Raw genomic sequence first — 24,421 nt, forward strand, 5'->3', positions numbered from 1 at the left:
GACCGGCTCACCAGGGGTCGGTGAAGCCGACGACGGCGTTCTTCTGCTCGACGGCCGTGAGGGCCGGAGCCGTTGACCTGGGCGACGTTGTTCTGGTTCGAGGCTCCCGAGCCGTTCGCCTGCTGCTGCGAGGTCGACGAGTTGCCGTCGTTGTCGCGGCCGACACCGCTGCCGACGATGTCCGCCACGCCGGCGTTCGCTCCACTGTCCGCGAACGAGCCGTTGTCGGCCGCTTGGATCAAGGAACTCCCAGCTCAGCGATATCGAGCCCGCCGAGCGGCGGCAAGATCGGGCGGGGCAAGGGGCGAAGCGTTCCGGCACATTTCCGGCCGCCCCGCGAACGCACCCTCGACGGCCGAAAGGACACCCCGAACCACTCTTCCCTTTATCGAACATGCGTACGAACATAGAGGCATGGCCACCATAGACCGGCAGGCCGGCACCCTGGCCCTGGCACACGCCCTCTCCGCCGCCGAACGCGGACTGGCGGTGATCCCCCTCTCCCGTTCGAAACTCCCTGCCCTGCGCTCCCCACACCGGGACGACCCCCGGCCCCGCCCCTGCCACGGCGAGTGCGGCCGTTTCGGCCATGGCGTGCACGACGCCTCCACCGATCCCCGCCGCGTCCGCGAACTCTTCTCCGCCGCCCCCTGGGCCACCGGTTACGGCATCGCCTGCGGCCTCCACCCCCACCATCTGATCGGCGTCGACCTCGACACGAAGTCCGGTACGGACTCCTCGGCGGCCCTGCGTGAACTGGCCCTGCGCCACCTCTTCACGATCCCCGAGACGGTCGTCGTGCTGACCCCCAGCGGCGGACGCCACATCTGGCTCACCGGCCCGCCCGACGTCGTGGTCCCCAACTCCGCGAGCCGGCTGGCCCCCGGCATCGACATCCGCGGCGCCGGCGGCTACCTCGTGGGCCCCGGCTCCCGCACCGACCACGGCGTCTACGGCACGGCCCCCGGCACCTCACACCTCCCCCCGGCCTCCTGCCCGCCGGCCCTGCTCCGCCTCCTGCTGCCCCCGCCGCGCACAGGCCCCGCCGGCACGGCCACCGACCACGGCCACGGTCTGGTCCACTTCGTCCTGACCGCCCAGGAGGGCCAGCGCAACACCCGCCTCTTCTGGGCCGCCTGCCGCGCCTACGAGAACAATCTGGGCCCCGACCTCACGAACGCCCTGGTCGAGGCAGCCGTACGCACGGGCCTCACGGAACGGGAGGCCCGCTCGACGGTGGCTTCGGCGGCGCGGATGTCGGGGCGGGGCGCGTAGCCCTCGGTCGCGCGGGGGCTACGCTCCAGGCCCCCTACCGGGGCGGTTCCTCTCGTCCGGCATCGCCCCGCCCTGTCTGCTCCGAACCCAGCTGCTGCCTGAGCCTCTCCTGCGCGGAGTCGACCTGCCCGCTGTACTTCCCCTGCGTCCGGCCGTCGACGTAGTCACCACCCTTGTCGACACCCTTCCCGGCCTGCTCCTCGTGCCCCTTCAGCATCTGCTTGAGCTTGTCCATCACAGACATGGCGACTCCTTCCGCGATTCACACGGTCCCCACCAGAATCAGCGCCACGCCCTGCCCCCGCATCTCGTGGCCCCGCCACGACTCACGAGCTTCGGGGAGCAGCCGATCCGTCGTGTCAGCCCGCTCGGCCGCCTGGCCCGCTCGGCCCGGCACGAACGGGACGGCCGACCGGGACGGCCGACGAGGACAGACTGGCCGAGGGACGACCGTCAGACTCCTGACCCCGATGTTTCGCCGCGAGCGCTCCCAGGAGCTGTCTCGACGAAGACAGATCCCTATCAACTCTGGGCAGCTACCGCCTTGGCCTGCCACGATCAAGCCATGGCCAACCTGTCGAAGATCCCGGATCGCCTGGACGCCGTCATGGACCTCATGGGCCCGGTGATCGGCGTCGTAGCCCTGATGGCGGGCATTGCGACCTACCGTGGTGGTGGATCCGTGGGCTGGCCCCTGCTGGGAGCGGCCCTGCTCGTGATCAACACCCTGGTGGCCTGGCGCCGACTCTCCGGGCGCCGACGCCCGGATGCCTCGCCGTAGCGACGCCACACGGCGGTACGAATCAGAACGTGCCTGTGCCTGTGCCCGTGTCCCTGCCCCTGCCCCTGCCCCTGCCCCTGCCCCTGCCCCTGCCCCTGCCCCTGCCGTGCTCGGTCCCCGGCAACTGACGGGGAATCACCGTGGTTTGACGAAGTACGCGCAAGAGAACGGCCCCCGACCGATTGACCTGGTCAGGGGCCGTTCACCTACGCGGTGGGTGTGGGATTTGAACCCACGGTGACTCGCGCCACGACGGTTTTCAAGACCGCCCAAAGATCAGTGCCACAAGGTGGAGGAAATCTGGCCAGAGGATGGCCACGGAGGGTGATGCGGCGCACAAGTCGTGGCGAGGCATTGGTCCCGGCGGTCACCCGTCGAAATCCCTCTAGAGGGAGGCTACGCGCGGGCGGTTGCTGATGCGGTCTGCGGCTCACGCGGTGCCGTAGCCAACCTAATAAACGCCTTCCTCACCGAGACCGGACCGACCATCAGACCTGCCTGATCAGCGGCACGACATCCCAAGTTCCAAATCATCAATTCTGACCTATTGATCCGAAACGGTAAGCGTTCTGGGTCGTTGAATGCTGCGTGAGTGAACTGGTCGGGGACGCACGGCAGTTGTCGCCGTCGGCGCAGGAAGCGTTGCGACTGCGGGCGGTGGCCGCGCTGGTGGAGGGGCGGGACCGCGAGGATGTCGCGGCGATGTTCAAGGTCTCGCTCAAGGCGGTGGACGGCTGGTGGGCGAAGTGGCAGGCCGGTGGGCGTGAGGCGCTGACCGCGCGTCCGCGTGGGCGGCGCGTGGGTGAGCATCAGGTGCTGTCCGAGGTCGAGCAGGCGGCGGTGCGGCAGGCAATTTTGGATCACCTGCCGTGTGACCTGGGTCTTCGTGGCCAGTTGTGGACGCGTGGTCAGGTGGGTGAGCTGATCGCGAAGCTGTATCGGGTGCGGATGACCGAGCCCGGGGTGGGCAAGTACCTGCGGCGCTGGGGACTGTCGTTCCAGCGGCCCGACAAGCGCGCGGTCGAGCAGAACCCGGAGGCGGTGCGAACCTGGCTGGAGGTGACATGGCCGGCGATCCGGGCGACGGCGAGGGCCGGGAGGTGAGGTGCTGTTCGCCGACCAGGTCGGCATCCGTTCCGATCAGGTCACCGGCCGCACCTGGGGCGAGAAGGGCCGTACCCCCGTCGTGCGCCGCACCGGCAACCGGTTCTCCGTGAATGCGATGTCCGCGATCAGTACGAAGGGCCGGATGCACTTCATGGTGTTCACCGAGACCTTCGACGCGAAGGTCATGTGCCGCTTCCTCGACCGGCTCATCGGCCACTTCGACCGCAAGATCCACCTCGTGGTGGATGGTCACTCCGCACACCGCTCTCACGTGGTCCGCACATGGCTGACCGACCACGCCGACAGGATCGAGCTGCACTTCCTGCCCTCGTACTCGCCCGAACTGAACCCCGACGAACTCGTCAACGCCGACCTCAAACGAAGCCTGCCCATGAGCAGCAAGGCCCGCAACCAGGCCCAACTCGCAGCCGAGACCCGCAGGTTCTTCCACCGCCGCCAGCGCCAGCCCCACATCGTCCGCGGCTACTTCGGTGGCCCCCACGTCCGCTACACCCTCGAAGAGAACCTTTTGAGTTTCTGATCAATAAGATCATGGCCCCAACGTCGTGCTTTACGGGCAGGTCCACTGACTGCCCGACTCGCCATGAGCTTACGGGGCCATGATCACTCGCCCCAAAGCAGCTCCAGCCCAAAGCCGCTCCACCGACCTCGGAAGTAGATCGATCGGGCAGTCAGAGTGCCCCGAGGAACCCAAAGATTAGACACTAACTAACCAAGGCGACAAGCGGCATGCCGAGGCATCAATCTCGACTTTCTTCAGCAGAGAAAGGGAATTCCCTTGTTCGCCTGATAACCTCTCCCGCGCATTCCTCAAACAGAGTGCGCGCAACGACCAACCGCTCCGTGCGCTGATACTGCTCTATAACCCTCAGTCCCGTGCGTGCCGGATCGGCAGCATCTGGCCTCAACATCATCAGTCCCTGCACAGCCGACGTGGCTGATTCAGCCAGATGCTTGCCCAGCAAGATCACTTGCGGCGGGCCAACAAGGACGATCTTGCCCAGCGCCATCATCAGAGACTGGTTACGACTCATAACGTTTTCAACGTCTTGCTCAGAAAGGGAATTTAAGCGGACCCCAGAGATATCCTGCAACAGTTTCTGCGCGGCATCGAGAGCCTCCGTATATATCTCATAGCGCTTACCGCGAAACCATTCCTCCTGAGCCAGCGAGCGTGCATTCTCCGACGTTTCACGAGCTGCCTCACGCGCTGCACGTGCAGCCAGCACCGCAGCCCGTGCTCCGATTAGAGATCCACCCAATCCCCCGACCAACGCCGCAATAGCTGCAATCAGCGCTTCGCTCACGACATACATGATGACGCTCTTCGACTCCGCAGGAGAGTCTTTCAGTAAATCACTGAACGAGCTGAGCAACCTTCCTGGGTCGCCTCCAGGCCGGGCAAGGGCGTCGACCAACGGCGACCGACAGGCCGACGCCGGGAAGGTCGGCGGCAACGAGGTCGGAGGCGGCTAAGTTACGCTCCCTGCCTACGGCGCTGACGGTGCAAACGATTTGGGAAAACCGGCGACATCCGTAGGCTCAGTCCGGCCCGTCGCTGGGCCGTCCAGGCCACCCCGACGCCGACCAACAACGACAAAGGCCCACGCATCTGAACTGGTCAGAGCCGTGGGCCTCTTCAGTCTCACTGGTCAGCTAGACCGGTGATCAGCAGACCGGCATGGAGCGCCCCCGGGCCGTCCTCGGGCCGTGGAAGGGCGCTCAACGATGACCAACGTCGACAGCTACCGACAGCTCAGCAGCAGGTCAGGACGTTGATCGATTAGACAGCCGCAGGTCACGGCCGCCGACGATCAGTTGTGGCTGTACTGAGCGAGCGGCATTCAGCAATCAACCAGCCCCCAAAAAAGAAGCAACGTGGCTGAGGCCAGTGGGGGTACATCGAGACACACGCGTGATCGGTCGACGCACCCGCCGTCGTGGCTGGCTTTCGTCGGCTGAGGCTCAGGCACTTCGGGGCCCGGCTCTGCAAAGGGGCGTACGAGGCGAAGAGGCCGTGCCAGTCGTGTGCCAGACCTTGCGGGGAACAGCGAGGACTGGCCCTAGCTACGGCCAGGGCTCCAACATCGCTCCACCGCAGGTCAGCCCGGAAGCCACCGGCAAGAAACTCGAGCTTCCCAAGCTCAGGGCTCTCCCCCGAGAATGCTGCGGCCCAGCACCTACTGAGTAACGAGTCTGTGGGTAGTCACTGGAGCAGGCCATAGCGGAAGCGGTGGCCCACGGCTCCCTTGTTGCCCTCCAGAACACGAAGCAGCATCCACCGGCCGGAGGTGGTGCGTACGCAGACGCTGTGCGTTTTCCAGTCGTAGTCTTCGTCGTGTAGGGAGATTCGCTGCCCCAGCTTTTCTCCGAAGTCCGCCCTTCCGGCACAGTCGGGCAGATCATCGTTATTGATCCATCCCACGCGAACTGTATCGTCCATTCGATGCTGCCTCCCGTACTGCAGAGAAGCAAAGCTCAGCCATACATCATTGTCGGTGTCTGCCTGGTTCAGCCGGCCGCTGTCGAGGTCGAACTTGTTGCCGTCTCCGATGGTGATCTCGTCGGCGCCCGTGACGAACTTGTCGAAGTCGACATGTCGGACTGCATCGGCGTTCAACTCGGAAGCGGAGGGCGAGCTGGTCACCTCAGCGGTCGGCTGCTCGGGTGCCAGCTGCGACCTGGATGGCTCCGGGGGCTTGCGGTCCGCCGAATCGCCGTCCCCTCCAGGTAGGAAGACCGCACAGATCAGACCGGTCAGAATCGCCAGTGCGTTCCCTCCGATGATGATGATTCGATCAACGACAACGCTCGTCGGACGCATCCGGCGCACGACGAGCCACATGGCGAAGCTTGTCGCGATCAGGCCGACGCAGACGACCGCTCCGAAGAGCCAAGGTTCCACTTCCCGCCCCCCCAGGGTAGTTGTGCAGCTACCGTAAGTATGGACTCTTCTCGTGGCCCCTCAGTTCCCTGCCTCCAATCACTTCAGTGTGGTTCGCGATCGTGCGGCCGCACCGGGTCTGGAACGTGTACGGCACCGCGTGATCATCGATTGCTGGTGTGGCCAAACGAAGATCGTGCGGTGGCCGCAGTCTTGCGGTGTTCCGCACCTGAGGTGCCTGGTGCTACCGCCTTCCCACGGAGGTGACCGGAACGGGAAAACCTCGCTGCTGTGGCTGACTGTCATCGGCCGAGGTTCAGGACGGCGGTTCTCGACCAAGGCACGAGGGTAGTGACGTCGGCGAAGAAGCTGGTTCGTGCCGATGTCAGACGCCGATGAGAGTGTGTCGGCCATGGAGACACCCATTGCCCCTGAGAGCGGGGATGAGGAGCACGCCGTCATCGCACACTTCCGGCTCGCCAGTGGCGGTTTCGGCGAGGCTGACCAGCGGGAGCTGGTCTACGAAGCCGAGCAGGCGATGGCGGCCGCGGTCGAGGCAGCTGACGTTGGGGAGGTCGACGGCAACGAGTTCGGTGGGGGCGAAGCAGTCGTGTACGCCTACGGACCGGATGCCGATGCTCTTTTCAAGGTCATGGAGTCGACTCTGCGCGGTCTACCGTTCCGGCCAGCGCACGTCGTTCTCAGGCGAGGCGACGGCGAGTCTCGCCTGGACCTGTAAGCCCGGCACAGCGGCCATAAGCGGACCGGGCAAGGTGGAGACGAGGTGCACCACTAGCGCACCAGATCAGGCGGGGAACAGCGGGGAACCACGGTGAAGCAGCCGAGCCCTACGAGGCCACAGCTCGGCCCTTCGCCCAGGTCAGCACCCGAACCCGCCTCGAATGCTCACAGCTTCCCAAGCTGAGGGCCTGGAAGAGGCGGGCACCGAGTTCTCCGTACACCCCGGCCGGCGCAGCTTTCTCTGGTCGACGACACCGGCAGCGTGGCTGAGGCCGGTGAGGGTGCAGCGAGACACACGCGCGCCTGATCGGTCGGCGCACCCGCCATCGTGGCTGGCTGTCGTCGGCTGACGCACAGGACAACCTGTTACCGAATTCTGAACAGACGTCATAGGTCACCCACCTGCGGCCGGAGTAACAGGACTATGCATCCTGGGCACCATGACGAACCCCGAAGGCCAGTACGTGAAGGTGCACTTCCGGCTTGAGATCGAGGACGACTGGCCCCCGGCATCGGTGGAGAGCCTGTGGGCCGTCGACCAGGGCGACGGAACCGTCCGGCTCGACAACATCCCGTGGTTCGTTCGAGGCATCGCGTGCGGGGACATCGTGGCTACCGAGCCCGACGAAGAAGGCGTTCAATGGGCCGGCGAAGTGGTTCGGCGTTCGGAGAACTGCACCATCCGCCTCATCGTGCTCCGTGACAGCGGCTCGGGAGCCGCACGGCAGAGCGTGCTCAACGCATTTCACGAACTCGGCGTCTGCGGCGAGGGCATAGAACGGTTCCGCATGGTCGCCCTGTACGTCCCACCCACCGCCGATCTCGCCAAGGTACAACGGCTCCTCAAGCACGGTGTGGCCAAGGAGTGGTGGGACATGGAAGAGGGGTGCATCACCGCGCAATGGCGAGCCACGTCCGCTGGCTGACGCCGTTCATGTGACTCACGACTGGGCCGTCCCTGGGCCGTCCGAGGCCGCTCAACAGTGACCAATGACGACCAACAACGACCACCAGGAGCGCGATCCCATCGTCCCCGACCAGCGAAAACCCAGCTCACCAACATCCCCGGCAAGACCCAGGGCAAGAAGACATATCTTGCCTAACCCCTTGAGTCACCACCCCCTCCTCCGCTTCGAAGGTACTGGTACCAAGTATCTGAAACAGCATCAACCGGCTTCCCGCCTGGCTACGATCTGCACACGAGCCATCAGCAGGGGGTAAGACATGGTTCATCGGCCTTCTTGGCTACCGTCGTGGGTGGGAATGAGTGCCTGGACGATCGGCAGTGGAACACTTGCGCTGATCTTTGCGGGCGTGAGCACCTACTACCAAATGTCCGGTCAAACTGCGAAGGCGACGACTCCTCATTACTCCATCGTGACGCCTGGCGAAGCCGAGTCCGTCGGATTGTGTGTGCCAGTGATCAGAGGTCGGGGCGAGGCACCTCAGAAGGGATCACTGTGGCTGGTAGTCCATGGCCTGGCCAATGTCGGCTACTACCCGGTTCGGCAAGTGCAAACCCGGCAAGGAGAAGAGGAATGGTCGGTCAGCAAGGTCCAGGTCGGTTCCGCCGAAACAGAAGCAGGGCAGCGCTACGAGCTGGTTCTTTGGCAGATCGATGAGGATCTGACGGAGGCGATCGAGCACATCCCGGTGAAACATCGAGTCTTCAACGATCCCCCAGCCGGCGCTTCCGTTGTGGGCCAGCCCACGACAGTCGTCCGGCGCGCCGATACACGCAGCTGCGGAGCCTCTGGGAACTGACTCTCGGTCGCGGGACTACCGTTGCTCGACTCCTTGCAGAGCTACGGCCCAGCAGAAGCCGTGCCCCAACCGTGCCCGATCCAGCGGGAAACCACGGGGAACCACGGCGCCGAACGGGCACCGAGCACGGCAACGACCCCTGACCAATCTCCTGGTCAGGGGCCGTTTCACCTGGCGGTGGGTGTGGGATTTGAACCCACGGTGACTCGCGCCACGACGGTTTTCAAGACCGTTCCCTTAGGCCGCTCGGGCAACCCACCCCGCGCGATCACGGTGGTGGTCGCGCGGGGACAAGAGTAGCCGGTCAGCGGGGGCGGGGGTGGGCCGGATCGGGGGTGGCGGGTGGGTCGGCCGTCGGCCGGGGTGGGTCAGCTGTCGCCCTCGCGTTCACCCAAAGTGACCTCCGCCGTGCGGGTCTTGCCGTCGCGGGTGTACGTGAGGGTGACCTTGTCGCCGGGGAGGTGGGTCCAGATCTCGCCGATGAGGGTGGGGCCGCTGTCGATGACGTGGTCGTCGAGCTTGGTGATGACGTCACCGGGCTTGAGGCCGGCCTTGGCGGCGGGGCCGTTCGCGGTGATGGGGTCCAAGCCGCCCTCACCGGAGTTCGTGATCTTCGCTCCGCCCGTGCCCTCCTCCAGGGAGACCGAGGCGCCGATCACCGGATACACCGGCTTGCCCGTCCTGATCAGCTGCTGGGCCACGTTCTTGGCCTGGTTGATCGGGATGGCGAAGCCAAGGCCGATGGAGCCCGCCTGGCCGGAGCCGAAGCTGCCGTTGCTGGCGGACTGGATGGCCGAGTTGATGCCGATGACGTTGCCGCGGGCGTCGAGGAGGGGGCCGCCGGAGTTGCCCGGGTTGATCGACGCGTCGGTCTGCAGGGCGCTCATGTAGGAGGCCTTGCTGCCGGAGGAGCCGTCGCTGGAGGCCACGGGGCGGTTCTTGGCGCTGATGATGCCCGTCGTGACCGTGTTGGAGAGGCCGAAGGGCGCGCCGATCGCGATCGTCGAGTCGCCCACCGCGACCTTGTCCGAGTCTCCGAGCGTCAGCGGCTGGAGGTTCGAGGGGGCGTTCTTCAGCTTGATGACCGCCACGTCGTAGCCCTGCGCGTGGCCGACGACCTCCGCGGCGTACTTCTTGCCGTCCGGGAAGGTGGCCGACACCTTGCCGCCGTCGACGGCCTCCGCCACCACGTGGTTGTTGGTGACGATGTGGCCTTCCTTGTCGAAGACGAAGCCGGTGCCCGTGCCGCCGTCGCCGTCGCTGTTGGACGCCTCGATGGTCACCGTGCTCGGCAGTGCGGAGGAGGCCACGGCGGCGACCGTACCGGCGGCGCGTTTGACGTCTCCGCCGTTCTGGGAGGCCGAGACGGTCGTGGAACCGGTGGAGTTGTCGTTGCGGTCGGCCAGCGTGTAGCCGATGCCACCGCCGACACCGCCCGCGACCAGCGCGGCCACGAGGACCGCGGCGATCAGGCCGCCCCGCTTCGTACCCGCCGGCTTGGGGGCGGGCTGCTGCGTCTGCTGCCACGAGGAGCCCCAGCCGCCGTCACCGGGACCACCGGCGCCACCGGCTCCGGAGGCCGCGCCCGTGTCCGCGTACGCGCCACCGCCGTGGTCCGCGTACGACGGGACGGCCGGCGGCGCCGGAGGGGGCCAGGCGGCGTCGGGCGCGGAGGACCCGGCCCCGCCGGGAGCCTGTCCGTAACCTCCGCCGTACCCCGGGCCCGGGGCCGCCGCGTAGCCGGGCGCCCCGGCGGACACCAGTTCGGGCTGCGGCTGATGAGCCGCCGACTGCTGCGCGGTCGGGTACTGCGCCGTCGACTGGTGGGCCACCGGCTGCTCCGCCGTCGGATGCTGCGGCATCCCCGGCTGCACCGCGGTGGCTCCCGGCTCCGGGGCCGTCGGCGGGACCGGCGGGAGCTGGGTCGTCGGCGCGTTGTCGGCGGCCGGCGCCGGAGCGGGGGGCTCCGCCGGGGCCGCGCTCGGCTCGTGCGCAGGGGCCGGCGCGGAGGCAGCGGGAGTTTCCACCGGCACGGGAGGTGCGGACGGGGCCGGGGGTACCGGGGTGCCCTCGTTCTCGGTGCTCACAGCTTTTCTCCTCGATCCACGGCTTCGGCTGGTCGGTGGTCGACGTCGGCGGTCGACTGTTCTTGGTCACACGTCGGACCGTGCGCAAGTTGTATGGGGTCAGCTTTTCCCACGAGCCGTCAGGGCACCATAAGCGGTGCCTGTGGGTCCGGGACCATCCTTTATGTAGGATCAATTGGACTAATGGAGCATACTGTGCGTACGAACCCGGTCGTCCACGGTCACCACCCCCACGCGTACCCCGTCACGGTGGCACCATGACGCCGTGACCCACGTACGACAGCTCCCGATTCAGGTCGTCGCCCACCGGGGGGCCTCCGAGGCGGCCCCCGAACACACCCTTGCCGCGTACAAGAAGGCGATCGAGGACGGTGCGGACGCCCTCGAATGCGATGTGCGGCTGACGGCGGACGGCCACCTCGTCTGTGTCCACGACCGGCGCGTCAACCGTACGTCGAACGGCCGGGGCGCGGTCTCCGCGCTGGAGCTCGCCGACCTCGCGGCCCTGGACTTCGGTTCCTGGAAGAACGGCGACGAGGCCCCCGACTGGGAGGTCACCCCCGAGGACCGGGCCGACACCTCCGTCCTCACTCTCGAACGCCTGCTCGAACTCGTGGCCGACGCGGGGCGCCGGGTGGAGCTGGCCATCGAGACCAAGCACCCCACGCGCTGGGCGGGCCAGGTCGAGGAGCGGCTGCTGGTCCTGCTGAAGCGGTTCGGGCTGGACGCCCCGGAGACGGCCACCGAGTCGCCGGTACGGATCATGAGCTTCTCGGCACGCTCGCTGCAGCGCGTGCGCACCGCGTCCCCCACGCTGCCGACCGTCTATCTGATGCAGTTCGTCTCCCCCCGCCTGCGCGACGGACGGCTGCCGGACGGCGTCCGGATCGCGGGCCCCTCGATCCGGATCGTGCGCAACCACCCCGCCTACATCGAGCGCCTGAAGAACGCCGGTCACCAGGTGCACGTGTGGACCGTGAACGAGCCCCAGGACGTCGACCTCTGCGTCGAGCTGGGCGTCGACGCCATCATCACCAACCGCCCCCGCGCGGTGCTTCACCAGCTGAGCCGCTGACCGCGCCCCCCGGACCCACCCTCCGCCGCCCCACCGAGCGCACGGCCTCCCACAAGTTCGAACACACCGATTCCGACAGCTTCCAACACCGCGCTCACGACCGCTCCGAACACGCCGCTGTTCACACCTGCGACCACCTCGCCGACCGTCGTCGCCACCCTCGCACGGCGCTTGACGGAGGTAAGAATTCCGCCAAGGCGGCCGGACCGATGACCAGGGACAAGTCGGCATATCAGGGACGAAATTCAGCCACTCGGCTACGGGGAGTGCACCGGCGCGTTCGGTACGTGTTCGAACGTCGCGAGTGCGCCAGAGCACGTGTTCCGGCCGGTTTCCAGTCCAGTCCAATGGGGCATTCACACCGTGGCGTGGGGTGAAGGAGGTCTCGGGGGTGGCGTTGGTGGTGGCACAGGAGGTGCCCACGTCGTCGAGCATGGCCGTACCCCATGGCCCTGCGGGCGTGGGGAAAGCGAGGCACCGGATGCGCGATCAGTTGCGCGACGGTGGTGTGGCGGATTCGGTCATCGACGACGCCCTACTGATCCTTTCCGAACTGCTCAGCAATGCCTGCAAACACGGCAGACCACTGGGCGACGCACTGGCCGGCGACGGCGACGTGCGTTGCGCCTGGCGCATGGATCCCACCGGACGGCTCACGGTCGAGGTGACGGACGGCGGTGGTCCGACCCGCCCGGTCCCGTCCACGCCCTCGGTCACCGCACACGGCGGCCGCGGGCTGAACATCGTCACGGCGCTGGCCGACGACTGGGGCGTACGCAACGATGCCCACGGCGAGGTCACGGTGTGGGTCGTCGTCCAGGACGACATCTACCGCGCCCACCGCCGGGACGACTTCGCCACCCGCGTCGCCGCCCCCACGGTCTCCACCGTTCCCGACCTGGACTTCGTGGACGCCTTCGACGACCTGGACTGACCCGACGGCCGGCGGCAGGCGTGCACATCCCGGCCCGAACCACCGGTTCCGGGACGACTCGGTGCGTTGTCCACAGGGTCCCGTCGGGCGTCGTACGAGCGGCTAGGCTCGCGCCAGTACGAGACGAGCCGTGATCGGGAGACACCCACGATGGCCAAGAAGCGACCCCACACGAAGGCCAAGCGCCCGCAGGGCACCGGCGGAGTCGGCGCCGCAGGCGCCGATGGGCAGGTTCCGGTTGTCGGCGCGCGCGAGCAATGCCCCTGCGGCAGCGGCCGCCGCTACAAGGCCTGCCACGGCCGGGCCGCCGCCCAGGCGGTGACCGAGCTGGTGCAGCGCCCCTTCGAGGGCCTGCCGGGCGAGGGCGACTGGATCGCGCTGCGCGAGCTGGTGCCCGCCGCCACCGTCGAGCTGAAGCTGAAGGACGCGCTCCCGCAGGGCGTTCCCTCGGTGACGCTCGCCACCGTCCTGCCCATGGCGTGGCCCGCGCTGCGCCGCGACGACGGCTCGGTGCTGCTCGGCCTGCAGAACGACACGTCGTCCGGCGACATCAGCCGCGACCTCGCCGACACCCTCCAGCGGGCCCTCGTCGCCGACCCGGGCACACCGGTCCAGGGCCGGCGCGCCCCGGCCGACGGACCGCGCCTGCAGGACCTGCTGGACCCCGAAGGGGAGTTCGAGCCAGTTGTGCACACGGGCTTCGAGTTCTGGGTCCCGGACACGGAGAACACGACCCCGGAGGTGACCGCCTCCCTGGAGCGCGCCAACTCCGCGGCGATCCCGACTGTGAAGCTCGCGGGCGTCGACGCGGCGTACTGGTGCGAGACTCCCGACAAGAACCATTTGCGATGGGTCATGCCGCACGCCGAGGAGCGGCTTCTGGACGCCCTCGCCCGGCTCCACGCGGCGGGGCGCTCCAGCCTCGGCGAGGGCACCCGTCTGGTCGGTTCCTTCCGTGCTCACGGCCTCACCGTGCCGGTCTGGGACCTGCCCACCGGGGTCGGCGCGGACGACGTGGAGAAGCCGGCGGCCGAGTTCGCCGAGCGGCTCGCCACCGCCCTGGCCGACGAGTCCCCGCTCACCCCGGACGAGCGCCGGGCGCGCGGCGGGCTCACCAACCGGCAGGTCACGCTGAGTTGACCCTGCGCGTCGGCCCGGCCGTACGGGCGGCCGACCGAGTGCGCTCGGGATGTGGTGACTCCTGTCACAACTCCCCTACGTGACAAGCAAATTCGTGTCCGAATAGCCAAGACGGAATTTGCGAAGCGCCGATCTCTTGTTACGGTTTCATTAGCCCGGTTGCTGGTGCATCCCCCGTCGCCAGCAACCGGGTCTTCTCATGCCCGGGTCTCTCCCGGGTCCTGCCCGGGGTCCTGGGCGCCACCGCCACACCGACCCCGCTCGGCCCCAACGCCCTTATGAACGGCCTGAGTTGCTCCCTGAGCGCAGCAGCAGCGGTCCGTCGCCGTCCGGTGCCGCGAACTCCGCCACGGCCGTGTACGCCCCCATGGCGCCCCGCGTGCGCTCCCTGGGCGTCTCGCACGCCCCGGGCTCGTCGTGCGCGCCCACGGCGCAGTACATCCGTACGGTGTGACCGCCGGGCGCCATCATGCTGAGGACCGAACGCAGCTCACGCCCGGTGGCGTTGCGGTAGTACGTGCGGGCCCAGGTCTGCTCGCCCTGCGTGAGGACGCACGTCTGCGCCTCGATGCCGTCGGGGGAGGTGAGTTCGGGGCCGCAGCGGGCGGCCGTGGCGAGTCCGATGCCGAGCAGCGGCCGCGAGGAGCGCGCGGTGTCGTCCTTGCCGCCGACGTCGGCGACGTCGCCGGCATCACCGACGCCGCGGCTCGCCGCCGTTCCGTTCGGCTCACCCGGCCCGCCCGCCTTCTGATCGACGCGTCCGGAGGACTTCTCGGCGGCTCCTGCCGACCCGTCGACGGCAGGGCCCGGGTGCGAGGAGGGAGACCGTGCGGGCGTGAGAGCGCGGTCGGACGTACGTACGTCGCCGAGGGGGCCCGCGGCGGCGGCGAGGGGCAGGCCCAGCGCGACCGCGACCGCGGCGGTCAGTCCCGCCAGGCGGAGCCGGTGCGGATCGGGCCCGCCGCGCACCGGCTCGGGTGCTCTACGGCTCCGGGGCGGGGGAGCGCTGTGACGACCGCGCGGAGGGGCCCCGCGGCCCCCGGGAAGACGCTGCATGTGCGGAAGATAACGACCGACCGGGGGCGCCCGGCCCCGCGCGCGCCGGGCGCGCTCAGAACTCGGGCGCGCTCACACCCGTACGAGTGAGGGCGTCGACGACCGCGTCCACGACCGCCTCGACGTCGGGCACCCAGGGCGCGGCCGAACCGGGCAGCGGGGCCCGCTCCCAGCGGATCACTCCGTGGCCGGTCTCGGAGGGGGGCAGTGCCAGATAGCCGCCCTCGCTGTGGAAGCGGAGCGAGCCGGGCACGAAGTCCTTGGCGTAGAGCAGTTCGCCCAACTGCTCCATGGAGTACGGCGCGACGAGGATCGCCCAGCGGTGCGGGGCCGCGACCACGGGGCCGAGGCGCATGCCGGTGCGGTCGAGCGCGGCGAGGGCGCGGGAGGCGGCCAGGGCCGGCAGGCTCACCGCGCAGGGGGCGGCGCCGCCGGTGGCCAGCACGATCGGTGCCGTCGGCCGGTTGCCCCACCACCAGCGCACCATGCGCTCGTCGGTGGTGGCGGCCAGCAGGCCGGGGTCGAAGGGGTGAGCGCCGGGCACCACGCACTCCGGGTCCGGGCAGCCGCAGCGGGCACGGCCCTGCGGGTCCGGCGCCACCCCCGGGAGTACGGGCCACTGCCATTCCGTCGCGAACGTCAGGGCCTGCTCAAGTAGCTCGGGCCTCCCGCCGTTGCGCCTGGACAGGAGCCTGCGTCGCTTTCCGGGGATCTCGCGCATGAGCGCTCGTCCTTTCCGTTGCACGCATGGCAACACCGTGGGTCACATCACAACATGTGTCGTTCACTGCACTGTGCGTACCTGCTGGCGCATCACACCCCTGTCGCGGACAAGGGGAACCCCTGCGGGCCGGGCTCGTTTACGTCCGCGTCCATCGCTTGCGTCGACTTGCGTCTGTCAAAAGCATGGGCATGGCGTAGGGGTGGCGGCGCCTGGCGTTTTGCCGTCTCGCATGTGCTCGCCGCCTCCGCCACGGGAGGATGGGGCTCGGTCGTCGGTGGATAGGACGCCCGGGTCAGCCGCCAGGTTCCGGGCGACCTCCGCCACCCCTGGCCTTCACCGAGTACGTACCCATCACGACCGCTGTGACGCTCTGTTGAACAAGGCCAGTCGACCTCAATACACCGTTCACCACAACACTTTTAGGCCAACTTTCCTTTTCCCGAAGGTCTGGACAAGAGGTTGACGGGCGTCCAACAACGCCTCACGGACACCAGATATCCCAGCAGGACAATGCTGGACATCCCCTCACGAGTGCGTGTACATGTGGAGAGACTGCTAGCGGTGCAGAATGACATGGGGGTTTGCGATGCTTTTGAGCAATACGCACCGGTCGGAAAGCCGGACACCATGAACGCCCCTCACCCTCCGAAAGTGGCTGGAATCGATTCAACGGTTCCCTCCCCCGCACACACTGTCGCGCCCGCGCCCGTCGCCCCCGGTTCCCCATCGGCCCCTCCCGCCACAGGACCGGGCACCGCTCCCGGGGCTGTTCTGCAGGACAGACTCGCGGGCTGGGTCTCGGACCTCACGACGCTGCACGAACTCACCGAACGCCTGACCCGCACGGACTCGCTCGACAGCGCGCTGGACGAGGCCCTGCGCGCCGGCGCCGCCCTGGTGGGCGCCCGCCGCGGTCTCCTCGTCCTGGAACCGGCCGGCGGAATCGGTCCGGACACCACCGTCGGCCTCGGGCTCGGCCGCGCCGACCTCGGGCACATCGAGACCGTGCCGCGCAGTTCCCTGCCGTACGGCCGCATCCTCGACGGACTGCCGGGCGGGGACGGCGAGATCGCCCAGCCCGACCTGTTCGCCGAGGACGGACTCGACCCCCGCCACCGCGAGGTCGCCGCCCGGCTCGGATACGCGGCGAGCTACGCGCTCCCCCTGTCCACCGAGAGCGCCGGCCGGCTCGGCGCCGCCGTCTGGCTCTACGACGAGCCCGCGGAGCCGGTCGAGCGGCAGCGCCACCTCGTCGGGCTGTACACGCGCTTCGCCGCCGAGCATCTGGCCCGGCTCGTCGAGGTCGAGCGCACCCGCGCGTGCATGGCGACCATCGCCGAGGAACTGCTGCCCTCCCGGCTGCCCCGGGTCGCCGGCGTGCAGCTCGCCGCCCGGCACCGCACCGGACCGCGCGGCGGCGGCGACTGGTACGACGCGCTGCCGCTGCCGGACGCCGCGCTCGGGCTCGCGGTCGGCTCGGTCACGGGGTCGGGGCCCAGCGCGATCGCCGCGATGGGACGGCTGCGTGCCTCCCTGCGGGCGTACGCGGTGATGGAGGGAGAGGACCCCGTCGCCGTCCTCTCCGATCTGGAGCTGTTGCTGCGCCTGACGGAACCCGCCCGCTCCGCCACCGCGCTCTTCGCCTACGTGGAACCCGCCCTGCGCAAGATCACCCTGGCCGGGGCGGGGCACAGTCCGCCGCTGGTGATCGGCGAACGGCGCACCGAGTTCGTCGAGACCTCCCTGTCGGCGCCGCTCGGCATGCTCGCCTGCTGGGAGGCGCCGAGCGTGGAGCTGACCGCCCATTCAGGAGAAACCGTCCTGCTCTATACCGACGGCCTCCTCCAGCGCACCGGCGAACCCGTCGACCGGGCCTTCGCCCGCCTCCACGCGGCCGCGGCCTGCGTCCCCCGGGCCCTGCGCACCGACCCCGGCGCCATCGCCGACCACGTCCTGCGCACCGTTCTGCCGGAGAGGCTCGACGCGGCCGACGGCACGGAGGACGTGGTGCTGCTGGCGGCGCGGTTCGAGTAGGCCTGCCGCGCCTTCCCCGGGTGCGGGACGGCGATCCCTCGCGGCTGCTTGCCGTGAGGGATCGGTGACCCCACGTGAGAGGCGTTCCGGCCGCCCCGGGCTCCCCGGCGGCACGACCGTACGATGGACGCGGTCCAGTGCCGTACCTAGGAGGATGACCGTGGCGGACGAGCTCGAACCGGTGACCCCGGAGACCGAGGCGACCGAAGCCGAGGAGCCCATCAAGCAGCGCAAGAACGGCCTGTACCCGGGCGTGTCCGACGAGCTGGCCGAGAACATGAAGTCGGGCTGGGCCGACACCGAGCTGCACGGCCTGAAGCCGATCGCCCAGGCCGCGGAGACCGCCGCCCGCCGCGCCGCGCTCTCCGCGCGCTTCCCCGGCGACCGCCTGGTGATCCCCTCGGGCAACCTCAAGACCCGCTCGAACGACACCGAGTACCCCTTCCGGGCGTCGGTCGAGTACGCGTACCTCACTGGTGGCCGGCCCGATGACAGCACGGACGGCGTCCTGGTCCTGGAGCCGACGGGCGCCGAGGGGCACGAGGCGACGATCTACCTCCTGCCCCGCTCCGACCGGGAGAACGGCGAGTTCTGGCTCTCCGGCCAGGGCGAGCTGTGGGTCGGCCGACGGCACTCGCTGAGCGAGTCGGCGGAGCTGTACGGCATCCCCGCCGCCGACGTCCGCGAACTCGCCGACAAGCTGCGCGAGGCCACCGGGCCGGTGCGGGTCGTACGCGGGTACGACGCCGGTATCGAGGCGGCGCTGCACGACAAGGTCACCGCCGAGCGTGACGACGAGCTGCGGGTCTTCCTCTCCGAGGCACGGCTGGTCAAGGACGCGTTCGAGATCGGCGAGCTGCAGAAGGCCGTCGACTCGACGGTGCGCGGCTTCGAGGACGTCGTACGCGTGCTGGACAGGGCCGAGGCGACCTCGGAGCGCTACATCGAGGGAACCTTCTTCCTGCGCGCCCGGGTCGAGGGCAACGATGTCGGCTACGGCTCCATCTGCGCCTCCGGTCCGCACGCCACGACGCTGCACTGGGTCCGCAACGACGGTCCGGTCCGCTCCGGCGACCTGCTCCTGCTGGACGCCGGCGTCGAGACGCACACGTACTACACGGCCGACGTCACGCGCACCCTGCCGGTCAACGGCACCTTCAGCGCGATCCAGAGGAAGATCTACGACGCCGTCTTCGACGCGCAGGAGGCCGGTATCGCCGCCGTGCGGCCCGGCGGCAAGTACCGCGACTTCCATGACGCCGCGCAGCACGTTCTCGCCGAACGGCTGGTCGAGTGGGGGCTCGTCGAGGGGCCCGTCGAGCGGGTCCTGGAGCTGGGCCTCCAGCGCCGCTGGACCCTGCACGGCACGGGTCACATGCTCGGCATGGACGTCCACGACTGCGCCGCCGCGCGCGTCGAGTCCTACGTCGACGGGACGTTGGAGCCGGGGATGGTGCTGACGGTCGAGCCCGGCCTGTACTTCCAGGCGGACGACCTCACCGTCCCCGAGGAGTACCGGGGCATCGGCGTCCGCATCGAGGACGACATCCTGGTGACGGAGGACGGCAACCGCAACCTGTCCGCGGGGCTGCCGCGCGGTTCCGCCGAGGTCGAGCGGTGGATGGCCTCGCTGAAGGGCTCGCGCGACTGAGGGGACCGCCGTCCGGCCGCGGGCGCGCGGGGGCTGGTCGCACAGTTCCCCGCGCGCCCGCGGTTTCGTGCCCTGTGCTCTTCAGCGGCGCGGGGAACTGCGCCCCTGGTGGGGCGCGGTAGGGGCGGCGGGGGCGAACCCCTCACGCGGGCACCGGCGAGAGGCCGGGCAGGGCGTCCACGAACAACGCCCCGGCCAGCAACGACCCACTCCCCCGCGGACTCCACCCCCGCTCCTGAAGATCCGCGTCGAACGCGACCAGACCCCGCCGCCCCGCATCGGTCGCCACACCCCCCGCCTCGATCACCGCCCGGGCCCCGGCCTGCACATGCCGCAGCCCCTGCGGCCCGGCGGTGTACAGCAACTCGGTGTCCTGCAGCGTGGACATCACCGTGAGAAGCGCGTCGAGCCGGGCCTCCCCCTCCCGCGTCCCCGCGACGCGCGCCCCGGCCAGGACGTCCAACGCCCGCCGTACATGGGGAAAGCCAGCCCGGGCCTCGCCCCGGGCGCCGGCGGCCCCGTACTTGGCGGAGACCGACGACCCCCGTGAGGGGCGCCTGGGTGCCCGGCGGTCGGGGTGGGCGGCGATCTTCTTGGCGATGGCGGCCAGTTCGCGCCCCCGGGCGCCGGGCTCCATGGCGGCCGCGGCGACCAGCAGACCCAGCACCCAGGTGGCGCCGCGATGCCCGCCGCCGGCGCGTTGCGTCGAGTGCTCGGTGCAGCGCCCGATCGCACCGAGTTCGGCCCGGAGTCCGGGGGTCGGGGCACCGTTGCGCCGGGCGCAGGCCGCCATCGCCGCGAAGCCGGGCAGCAGTGCCTTCGCCGACCAGCGCAGGGCACGGTGGTCCTGCCGGGTCGCGCGGGCGCCGAGGTCGCGCGGGTCGGGCAGGCCGGGCTTGGGGGTCAGTTCCAGCTGCCGGGTGAGCGCGGCCACCGCGGCCCGCGCCAGCGTCTCGTCCTCGCGACTGCTCATGGGCGCACCCCTACGAGGCCGACGCGGAGCCGGTGGCGCCGTCGGTCGGGGCGTCGGCCGGGGGCTCGCCCGACGGGGGCGTACCGCCCTCTCCGCCACCGCCGGTGTTCTCGGCGTCGGGGTCGATGCCGAGGATGAGGGAGCCCCGGTAACCGCGGGCCGGGTTCGCCTTCTTGACGGCCTTGAGGGTGAGCAGGCCCGTGGAGGCGCCTCCGCCGTCGTAGACCATGTCGTCGTCGAGGGTGGTGTAGCTGCCGCTGTGCCGGGAGTACGGCTCCAGCGTGAAGACCGCCTGGGCGATCTCGTCGTCGAAGAAGAACTGGCCGGTGAAGTTGACCTTGCCGCCCTCGTAGGTGCCGTCCTCCTTCCCGCCGCCGGTGTGCACCTTCACATGGATGTGACAGGTGCGCGGGGTGTACCAACCGGGGAAGACGGTCCTGAACTCGACGACCCCGTTCGCGTTGGCGATCTGATATCCGCGAAGGTACGTGGCGTCGTCGGCGGTCGAACCGTCCTCGCTCTCGGCGGGTGCCCAGCCGCCGGGATTCGCGGTGGTGTAGCCGGAGTAGTAGCCCCAGGCGTCGCAGTGCCAGATCTCCACGGCCGCGCCGGGGACCGGGGTGCAGCCGTCGGTGGCGTCCACCACGGTGAGGCGCAGCGTCAAGGGAACACCGCTCTTGCCTTCGGTGATGTCCTTGCGGACGAGGGCGCCGTCCAGATGGTAGGGCCCCTCGGTGACGCTCGACATCAGCGTCATGCACGCGCTGCCGGCGCTCGTCCCGAAAGCCGTGACGGTCGCCTCGGCGCTACTGGTGTTCCCGTCCGCGAACGCCGACTGGTACCCGGTGGCCACCAGCCCGCCGGCGGCGATCGTCCCTCCGGTCACCGCGAGAGCACGGCGCCTCGTGATCGTTCTGCTCGTGCGGTGTCCCGCCGTGTGGTGTCCCGCCGTGTGGTTTCCCGTCATGGCCGTGACGTTAGGGGCGCACTCCGTCAGGGGGCTGAGGTCCGGCTGTGCGGTGGCTGGGAGTGCGCGGCGGTCCGCCTCCGGCGCCGGAACGGGGTCTGTCCTCCGCCCCACCACGACGCCGGGAGCCGGAAGCCGGAAGCCGGTGGATGAGACGGTTCTCACGTTTGCCGTCCCGTATACGGACGAGGCTTGTGTTGCCGTTCGAAGCACTCCCCGGTGTCGGCTATGTTCTGGTCGCGACCAGCAGCTGACCGAATATTCGGCGCCGTCGGCCCGGTCGGCCGCTAACTTCTTCTGCGGCCGACCCTTGAGTGAGAAATTTCTGTCGGCAACCGCTTCATCGAGCCGCAAGACCGCAACTCCGTCGGTTTCCACGCACAGATTGATGAGGTCCCCATGAACGCATCCCTCGACCCCACGGCCGCAGAGTCAGGGTCCACGGCCGCCGTCGGTCCGGAGCGGGTGTCCTTGGTGCAGTTGGCGGCACGGAGCGGAGGCGCGCTGTCGCCCGCTCTGACCCGTGCCGTGTCGAACGGCGTCGAACGGTCCGGTCCGGGACGGGTCGCGGTCGCGGCCTTCCAGTCCTCCGTCTGACACCGCCCGTATCCGGCCGATCCCCGTGACCGTCATGGGCCGACCGCTCCTGCCCCTACGCCAGTTCGTGCTGAAGATGCACAGTCGCTGCGATCTCGCGTGCGACCACTGCTATGTGTACGAGCACGCCGACCAGAGCTGGCGCGGCCGGCCCCGGGTGATGTCGGACCTCGTCCTGCGCGCCACGGCGGAACGCGTCGCCGAGCACGCGAAGACCCATGGGCTCGCCGCCGTGCACGTGGTGCTGCACGGCGGCGAGCCCCTTCTCGCGGGCCGCGCCCGGCTGCGCGCGGCCGCCGTGGAACTGCGCGCCGCCCTCGACGGCGTGTGCGAACTGGATCTGCGGATCCACACCAACGCCGTCACGCTCGACGAGCGGTTCCTGGACCTGTTCGACGAGTTCGGCATCAAGGTCGGCGTCTCGCTGGACGGCGACCGCGCCGCGAACGACCTGCACCGGCGCTACGCCGACGGGCGCAGCAGCCACGACCGGGTCCTCGGGGCCGTCGCCCTGCTCGGCCGGCCCCGCTACCGCCACCTCTTCGCGGGTCTGCTGTGCACCATCGACCTGCGCAACGACCCGGTCGCCGTCCACGACGCGCTCGCCGGCCTCGCCCCGCCCCGCGTCGACTTCCTCCTCCCGCACGCCACCTGGGACGAGCCCCCGGCGCGCCCCGAGGACGATGTCGACGGCACCGCGTACGCGCGCTGGCTGCTGGCCGTCCACGACCGCTGGACCGAGACCGGACGGCCCATGGAGGTCCGGGTGTTCGACTCGGTCCTGCGGACCCTGCGTGGCGAGAGCAGCCTGACCGAGTCGCTGGGGCTGGACCCGGCCGACCTCGCCGTGATCGAGACCGACGGGACCTTCGAACAGGCCGACTCCCTGAAGACCGCCCACGCCGGGGCCCCCGCCACCGGCCTGGACGTGTTCGCCCACTCCCTGGACGAGGTCGCCGCGCATCCCGGGATCGTGGCCCGGCAGCAGGGTCTCGACGGGCTGGCCGCGCAGTGCCGTTCCTGTCCGGTGGTGCGCTCCTGCGGCGGGGGCCTGTACGCCCATCGCTACCGGTCCGGCGGCAGCGGGTTCGCCAACCCCTCCGTGTACTGCTCCGACCTGCTGTCCCTCATCACCGATCTCCGGGACCGTCACATGACCGACCAGTGCGTACAACCCGCGCTCGCCGAGGCGCACTTGGACGAGCTGGCCACGGGATGCGGCTCGGACACGACCGTGGACCTGCTGGGCCGCCACCAACTCGCCCTGGTCCGCGAGCTGCTGGGCCATGTGCGGCACACGACGACGCGCACCCCGGCGGGCGGGGACGCCGAGGACGCGCAGGAGGCGTGGCAGACGCTGACCGCCCTCGACAGCGCGGCCCCCGAGGCCGTGGACACGGTCCTGGCCCACCCCTATGTACGGCCCTGGGCGCTCAGCTCCCTCGGGGTCCGTCCGCCGACGCGACCGGCGGCGGGGAAGGCCGGAGACGCGGGAGGGACGGCACCGGCGGAACCGGCCGGGGGCGGCAGCGAGACGGCCGCGACGGCGACCCGCGGGATCGCGGAGATCGCCGCCGCCGCCGCGGTGCGCGCCGGGCGCCCGGCGGCGGTCGTCGTCCCGGTCCGCGACGGACTGCTGCGGCTGCCCTCGCTCGGCACGCTGGCGGTGGGGGCGGGCGCCGGGCGCGCCGTGGTGCGCGCGGGCGCCGACGGTTTCACGGTCCACGCGGACGACCGGACGTACACGGTGGCCCGCAACGAGCCCGCGGACCCCGCCTGGCAGGGGAGCCGACGGTTCGAGCTGGACGGCTGGTCCGTGACCCTGGAGGACACCGACCCCTGGCGGGCCTGCCACGGGCATCCGGCGCACCCCCGGCTCACCGAGGGGGAGGCCGAGGCGTGGCGGGCCGACCTCACCCGGGCCTGGGCCTGGATCCGCCGCGAACTGCCCCGCTACGCACCGGGGATCGCCGCGGGGCTCCGGGTGATCACCCCGCTCCTGCCCTCCCCCGAGGGCGCCGACATCAGTTCGGCGGCCCGCGACGCCTTCGGCGCCGTGGCCATCGCCCGCCCCGCCGCACCGGAGACGCTGGCGCTGCTCCTCGTCCACGAGTTCCAGCACGTGAAGCTGGGCGCGGTCCTGGACCTGGCGGACCTGTACGACCCGGCGTGCGACACGCTGTTCTACGCGCCCTGGCGCCCCGACCCGCGCCCGCTGGAGGGGCTGCTGCAGGGGACGTACGCCCATCTCGCGGTGGTCGACTTCTGGCTGGCCCGGTGGCGGAGCGGGGGCGGGCAGGGGGCCGAGACCCGGTTCTCCCGGTGGCGGGACCAGACGGCGGAGGCGGTGGAGACCCTGGCGGGGTCGGGAGCGCTGACGCAGGCCGGGGGACGGTTCGTGGCGGGGCTCCGGCGGGCGCTGCCGGCGGACGAGGTGAGCGCGGACGCCCGGCGGGCGGCCCGGCGGGTGGCGGACGAGCACCGGCGGACCGTTCTGCCGTAGGGGGAGTGGAGTGTCTCCTGCTTCCGCTTACGTGTTCGAGGGTCGCGCATTCCTCGGCCGGAGCGGGGACATTGGGCCCGTTCGTCATATTCCACGTGCCCCTGCCC

Annotated in this window: 22 protein-coding genes, 1 tRNA gene and 1 pseudogene; 14 read left to right on the plus strand and 10 right to left on the minus strand. The window is 69.9% G+C overall.

The window, feature by feature from the left end; all coding sequences use genetic code 11:
- Positions 1 to 7: 7 nt before the first annotated feature.
- A pseudogene (locus STRBO_RS45300) lies at positions 8 to 239 on the minus strand (hypothetical protein); the annotation flags it as partial.
- A 175-nt stretch (positions 240 to 414) separates the two neighbouring features.
- Here STRBO_RS45300 and STRBO_RS0139230 point away from each other — a divergent pair.
- Positions 415 to 1,275, plus strand: a complete 861-nt coding sequence (locus STRBO_RS0139230; RefSeq protein ID WP_005482804.1) for a bifunctional DNA primase/polymerase — start codon at positions 415 to 417, stop codon at positions 1,273 to 1,275.
- Between the two features lie 34 nt (positions 1,276 to 1,309).
- Here the strand turns inward: STRBO_RS0139230 and STRBO_RS0139235 are convergent, their stop codons facing one another.
- The gene (locus tag STRBO_RS0139235; RefSeq protein ID WP_020115797.1) at positions 1,310 to 1,519 is read right to left on the minus strand and encodes an antitoxin; all 210 of its coding nucleotides are present in this window, start codon (positions 1,517 to 1,519) and stop codon (positions 1,310 to 1,312) included.
- Positions 1,520 to 1,840: 321 nt separating this feature from the next.
- On the opposite strand from STRBO_RS0139235, the gene STRBO_RS0139240 reads away from it, so the two are divergent.
- The 3 genes from STRBO_RS0139240 to STRBO_RS46135 all read left to right on the plus strand — a co-directional run bounded on the left by STRBO_RS0139240 (position 1,841) and on the right by STRBO_RS46135 (position 3,704).
- The gene (locus tag STRBO_RS0139240) at positions 1,841 to 2,056 is read left to right on the plus strand and encodes a hypothetical protein (RefSeq protein WP_005482808.1); all 216 of its coding nucleotides are present in this window, start codon (positions 1,841 to 1,843) and stop codon (positions 2,054 to 2,056) included.
- Positions 2,057 to 2,644: 588 nt separating this feature from the next.
- Entirely contained in the window at positions 2,645 to 3,160 is a 516-nt protein-coding gene (locus STRBO_RS46130; protein ID WP_005482810.1) for a winged helix-turn-helix domain-containing protein, read from the plus strand.
- Position 3,161: 1 nt separating this feature from the next.
- The gene (locus STRBO_RS46135) at positions 3,162 to 3,704 is read left to right on the plus strand and encodes an IS630 family transposase (protein WP_005482812.1); all 543 of its coding nucleotides are present in this window, start codon (positions 3,162 to 3,164) and stop codon (positions 3,702 to 3,704) included.
- A 220-nt stretch (positions 3,705 to 3,924) separates the two neighbouring features.
- On the opposite strand, the gene STRBO_RS43600 is transcribed toward STRBO_RS46135, so the two are convergent.
- Together STRBO_RS43600 and STRBO_RS0139250 are read right to left on the minus strand one after the other, a co-directional pair.
- Complete coding sequence (locus tag STRBO_RS43600; RefSeq protein WP_158690977.1) at positions 3,925 to 4,491, minus strand: hypothetical protein; 567 nt, start codon at positions 4,489 to 4,491, stop codon at positions 3,925 to 3,927.
- Positions 4,492 to 5,390: 899 nt separating this feature from the next.
- Positions 5,391 to 6,089 (minus strand): DUF6534 domain-containing protein, encoded by a 699-nt coding sequence (locus STRBO_RS0139250; RefSeq protein WP_005482815.1) that lies wholly within the window; start codon positions 6,087 to 6,089, stop codon positions 5,391 to 5,393.
- Positions 6,090 to 6,450: 361 nt separating this feature from the next.
- Between STRBO_RS0139250 and STRBO_RS0139255 the strand changes: the two genes are divergently transcribed.
- The 3 genes from STRBO_RS0139255 (at position 6,451) to STRBO_RS43605 (ending at position 8,573) form a co-directional block, all read left to right on the plus strand.
- The gene (locus STRBO_RS0139255) at positions 6,451 to 6,807 is read left to right on the plus strand and encodes a hypothetical protein (RefSeq protein ID WP_005482816.1); all 357 of its coding nucleotides are present in this window, start codon (positions 6,451 to 6,453) and stop codon (positions 6,805 to 6,807) included.
- Between the two features lie 442 nt (positions 6,808 to 7,249).
- Entirely contained in the window at positions 7,250 to 7,735 is a 486-nt protein-coding gene (locus tag STRBO_RS0139260) for a DUF4265 domain-containing protein (protein ID WP_005482818.1), read from the plus strand.
- Positions 7,736 to 8,123: 388 nt separating this feature from the next.
- Positions 8,124 to 8,573 (plus strand): hypothetical protein, encoded by a 450-nt coding sequence (locus tag STRBO_RS43605; RefSeq protein ID WP_161375686.1) that lies wholly within the window; start codon positions 8,124 to 8,126, stop codon positions 8,571 to 8,573.
- Between the two features lie 172 nt (positions 8,574 to 8,745).
- On the opposite strand, the gene STRBO_RS0139270 is transcribed toward STRBO_RS43605, so the two are convergent.
- Both STRBO_RS0139270 and STRBO_RS0139275 read right to left on the minus strand, forming a co-directional pair.
- Positions 8,746 to 8,833: transfer RNA gene (locus tag STRBO_RS0139270), tRNA-Ser, on the minus strand.
- A 108-nt stretch (positions 8,834 to 8,941) separates the two neighbouring features.
- Positions 8,942 to 10,660 (minus strand): S1C family serine protease, encoded by a 1,719-nt coding sequence (locus tag STRBO_RS0139275; protein WP_020115799.1) that lies wholly within the window; start codon positions 10,658 to 10,660, stop codon positions 8,942 to 8,944.
- 265 nt (positions 10,661 to 10,925) lie between these two features.
- On the opposite strand from STRBO_RS0139275, the gene STRBO_RS0139280 reads away from it, so the two are divergent.
- The 3 genes from STRBO_RS0139280 (at position 10,926) to STRBO_RS0139290 (ending at position 13,809) form a co-directional block, all read left to right on the plus strand.
- Entirely contained in the window at positions 10,926 to 11,735 is an 810-nt protein-coding gene (locus STRBO_RS0139280; RefSeq protein ID WP_005482825.1) for a glycerophosphodiester phosphodiesterase, read from the plus strand.
- A 391-nt stretch (positions 11,736 to 12,126) separates the two neighbouring features.
- Complete coding sequence (locus STRBO_RS0139285; protein ID WP_245170646.1) at positions 12,127 to 12,669, plus strand: ATP-binding protein; 543 nt, start codon at positions 12,127 to 12,129, stop codon at positions 12,667 to 12,669.
- A gap of 150 nt (positions 12,670 to 12,819) precedes the next feature.
- Positions 12,820 to 13,809 (plus strand): DUF5926 family protein, encoded by a 990-nt coding sequence (locus STRBO_RS0139290; protein ID WP_005482831.1) that lies wholly within the window; start codon positions 12,820 to 12,822, stop codon positions 13,807 to 13,809.
- A 276-nt stretch (positions 13,810 to 14,085) separates the two neighbouring features.
- On the opposite strand, the gene STRBO_RS0139295 is transcribed toward STRBO_RS0139290, so the two are convergent.
- Positions 14,086 to 14,778, minus strand: coding sequence for a hypothetical protein (locus tag STRBO_RS0139295; protein WP_005482832.1), 693 nt, complete (start codon positions 14,776 to 14,778; stop codon positions 14,086 to 14,088).
- A gap of 142 nt (positions 14,779 to 14,920) precedes the next feature.
- On the minus strand, positions 14,921 to 15,586 hold the full coding sequence (locus tag STRBO_RS0139300; protein WP_020115801.1) for a bifunctional DNA primase/polymerase: 666 nt from the start codon (positions 15,584 to 15,586) through the stop codon (positions 14,921 to 14,923).
- 513 nt (positions 15,587 to 16,099) lie between these two features.
- Here STRBO_RS0139300 and STRBO_RS0139305 point away from each other — a divergent pair.
- Positions 16,100 to 17,623 carry a PP2C family protein-serine/threonine phosphatase gene (locus tag STRBO_RS0139305; RefSeq protein ID WP_078531532.1) on the plus strand — a complete coding sequence of 508 codons (1,524 nt, stop codon included), beginning with the start codon at positions 16,100 to 16,102 and terminating at the stop codon, positions 17,621 to 17,623.
- 160 nt (positions 17,624 to 17,783) lie between these two features.
- Positions 17,784 to 19,274, plus strand: coding sequence for an aminopeptidase P family protein (locus STRBO_RS0139310; RefSeq protein ID WP_028797112.1), 1,491 nt, complete (start codon positions 17,784 to 17,786; stop codon positions 19,272 to 19,274).
- Positions 19,275 to 19,416: 142 nt separating this feature from the next.
- Here the strand turns inward: STRBO_RS0139310 and STRBO_RS0139315 are convergent, their stop codons facing one another.
- Together STRBO_RS0139315 and STRBO_RS0139320 are read right to left on the minus strand one after the other, a co-directional pair.
- Entirely contained in the window at positions 19,417 to 20,247 is an 831-nt protein-coding gene (locus STRBO_RS0139315; RefSeq protein WP_005482842.1) for a triphosphoribosyl-dephospho-CoA synthase, read from the minus strand.
- A gap of 10 nt (positions 20,248 to 20,257) precedes the next feature.
- Positions 20,258 to 21,214 (minus strand): intradiol ring-cleavage dioxygenase, encoded by a 957-nt coding sequence (locus STRBO_RS0139320; protein WP_202500216.1) that lies wholly within the window; start codon positions 21,212 to 21,214, stop codon positions 20,258 to 20,260.
- Between the two features lie 399 nt (positions 21,215 to 21,613).
- On the opposite strand from STRBO_RS0139320, the gene fxsA reads away from it, so the two are divergent.
- A complete protein-coding gene (gene fxsA / locus STRBO_RS0139325) occupies positions 21,614 to 21,811 on the plus strand; it encodes an FxSxx-COOH cyclophane-containing RiPP peptide (protein ID WP_020115803.1) in 198 nt (65 codons plus the stop codon).
- Between the two features lie 34 nt (positions 21,812 to 21,845).
- Positions 21,846 to 24,314: an FxsB family cyclophane-forming radical SAM/SPASM peptide maturase gene (locus STRBO_RS0139330; protein ID WP_202500217.1), complete on the plus strand. Its 2,469-nt coding sequence runs from the start codon at positions 21,846 to 21,848 to the stop codon at positions 24,312 to 24,314.
- The last annotated feature ends 107 nt before the right edge of the window (positions 24,315 to 24,421 follow it).

This window comes from Streptomyces bottropensis ATCC 25435, assembly GCF_000383595.1.
GTDB classification, from domain to species: domain Bacteria; phylum Actinomycetota; class Actinomycetes; order Streptomycetales; family Streptomycetaceae; genus Streptomyces; species Streptomyces bottropensis.

Coding starts and splice junctions, on each gene's coding strand:
- STRBO_RS0139255 (WP_005482816.1), top strand. CDS start 6,451: ATGTCAGACGCCGATGAGAGTGTGTCGGCCATGGAGACACCCATTGCC.
- STRBO_RS0139300 (WP_020115801.1), bottom strand. CDS start 15,586: ATGCGCGAGATCCCCGGAAAGCGACGCAGGCTCCTGTCCAGGCGCAAC.
- fxsA (WP_020115803.1), top strand. CDS start 21,614: ATGAACGCATCCCTCGACCCCACGGCCGCAGAGTCAGGGTCCACGGCC.
- STRBO_RS0139230 (WP_005482804.1), top strand. CDS start 415: ATGGCCACCATAGACCGGCAGGCCGGCACCCTGGCCCTGGCACACGCC.
- STRBO_RS0139320 (WP_202500216.1), bottom strand. CDS start 21,214: ATGACGGGAAACCACACGGCGGGACACCACACGGCGGGACACCGCACG.
- STRBO_RS0139290 (WP_005482831.1), top strand. CDS start 12,820: ATGGCCAAGAAGCGACCCCACACGAAGGCCAAGCGCCCGCAGGGCACC.
- STRBO_RS0139305 (WP_078531532.1), top strand. CDS start 16,100: ATGCTGGACATCCCCTCACGAGTGCGTGTACATGTGGAGAGACTGCTA.
- STRBO_RS0139315 (WP_005482842.1), bottom strand. CDS start 20,247: ATGAGCAGTCGCGAGGACGAGACGCTGGCGCGGGCCGCGGTGGCCGCG.
- STRBO_RS0139260 (WP_005482818.1), top strand. CDS start 7,250: ATGACGAACCCCGAAGGCCAGTACGTGAAGGTGCACTTCCGGCTTGAG.
- STRBO_RS0139330 (WP_202500217.1), top strand. CDS start 21,846: ATGGGCCGACCGCTCCTGCCCCTACGCCAGTTCGTGCTGAAGATGCAC.
- STRBO_RS0139235 (WP_020115797.1), bottom strand. CDS start 1,519: ATGTCTGTGATGGACAAGCTCAAGCAGATGCTGAAGGGGCACGAGGAG.
- STRBO_RS0139240 (WP_005482808.1), top strand. CDS start 1,841: ATGGCCAACCTGTCGAAGATCCCGGATCGCCTGGACGCCGTCATGGAC.